The sequence below is a fragment of the Halocynthiibacter sp. genome (assembly GCF_049608145.1).
In the GTDB taxonomy this organism is placed as follows: Bacteria; Pseudomonadota; Alphaproteobacteria; order Rhodobacterales; family Rhodobacteraceae; genus Halocynthiibacter.
In genome coordinates this window covers 1-723 of the sequence record NZ_JBMYXF010000113.1, presented here as the reverse complement: position 1 = coordinate 723, position 723 = coordinate 1, and the positions used below count along the sequence as shown (strand labels likewise).

Sequence of the window (723 nt, the reverse complement as noted above, 5' to 3'; positions counted from 1 at the left end):
TTTCTTCGAGTATTTCGGCGGCACTGCTCCGACCCAACTGCTTTACGGGCTGCGCACGGCGCTCGACATGATCCATAGCGAAGGCATGGAGGCGGTTTGGGCGCGGCACGAGGCATTGGCCCGTGTCATCTGGGCCGCGTGCGAATCTTGGGCAGAGGGCGGACCGCTCACCCTGAACGTGGCGCAAGCTGCGCACCGCTCGCATGCTGTTACAGCCCTGCGCCTTGGTGCGCCGCTCGGAACTGACCTGCGCCGCTGGAGCGAACAGGAAGCCGGAGTCACCCTTGGCATCGGGCTCGGCATGAGCGAGCCGGATGATCCAAAGGGCGATGGGTTCTTGCGCATTGGCCATATGGGGCATGTGAACGCGCATATGGTCTTGGGCACTTTGGCAAGTATGCAGGCCGGTTTTGACGCCTTGCACATTCCCTATGGCAGCGGAGCGTTAGACAAGGCTGCCAAAGCCATTTCCGCCTAGCTGCGCCTTCGCGCCAAACGCCTGTCGAGCAGGTTGATCGAATGGTAGATCGCAGCGCTGAGCAAAAGCGCAGCGACAAAACCCTGCCAAGCCCAGATGACAAACATGATCCACATCAGGTTCACCAGCGCCATGATCAAGCAAATTGCTGTGTAATCCTCAACGCGGGAATGCTGGTGCTCTCTCATGTGTCAAAGCCTTGCGTTATACCTCACATGGCAAAGACTACTCAATCGGCTGTAAAT

The 723-nt window shown here is 58.6% G+C and carries 1 protein-coding gene and 1 pseudogene; one reads left to right on the top strand and one right to left on the bottom strand.

From position 1 onward, the window contains the following. Positions 1-478 (top strand): annotated as a pseudogene (locus ACPGUT_RS16050) (alanine--glyoxylate aminotransferase family protein); the annotation flags it as partial. Here the strand turns inward: ACPGUT_RS16050 and ACPGUT_RS16045 are convergent. Next, positions 475-666, bottom strand: a complete 192-nt coding sequence (locus tag ACPGUT_RS16045; RefSeq protein WP_423993122.1) for a hypothetical protein — start codon at positions 664-666, stop codon at positions 475-477. The pseudogene ACPGUT_RS16050 and the gene ACPGUT_RS16045 sit on opposite strands and share 4 nt — an antisense overlap. Between the last annotated feature and the right edge of the window lie 57 nt (positions 667-723).

Bases quoted from the DNA above. Each gene is read 5' to 3' on its own strand.
- ACPGUT_RS16045 (WP_423993122.1), bottom strand. From the start codon at position 666: ATGAGAGAGCACCAGCATTCCCGCGTTGAGGATTACACAGCAATTTGC.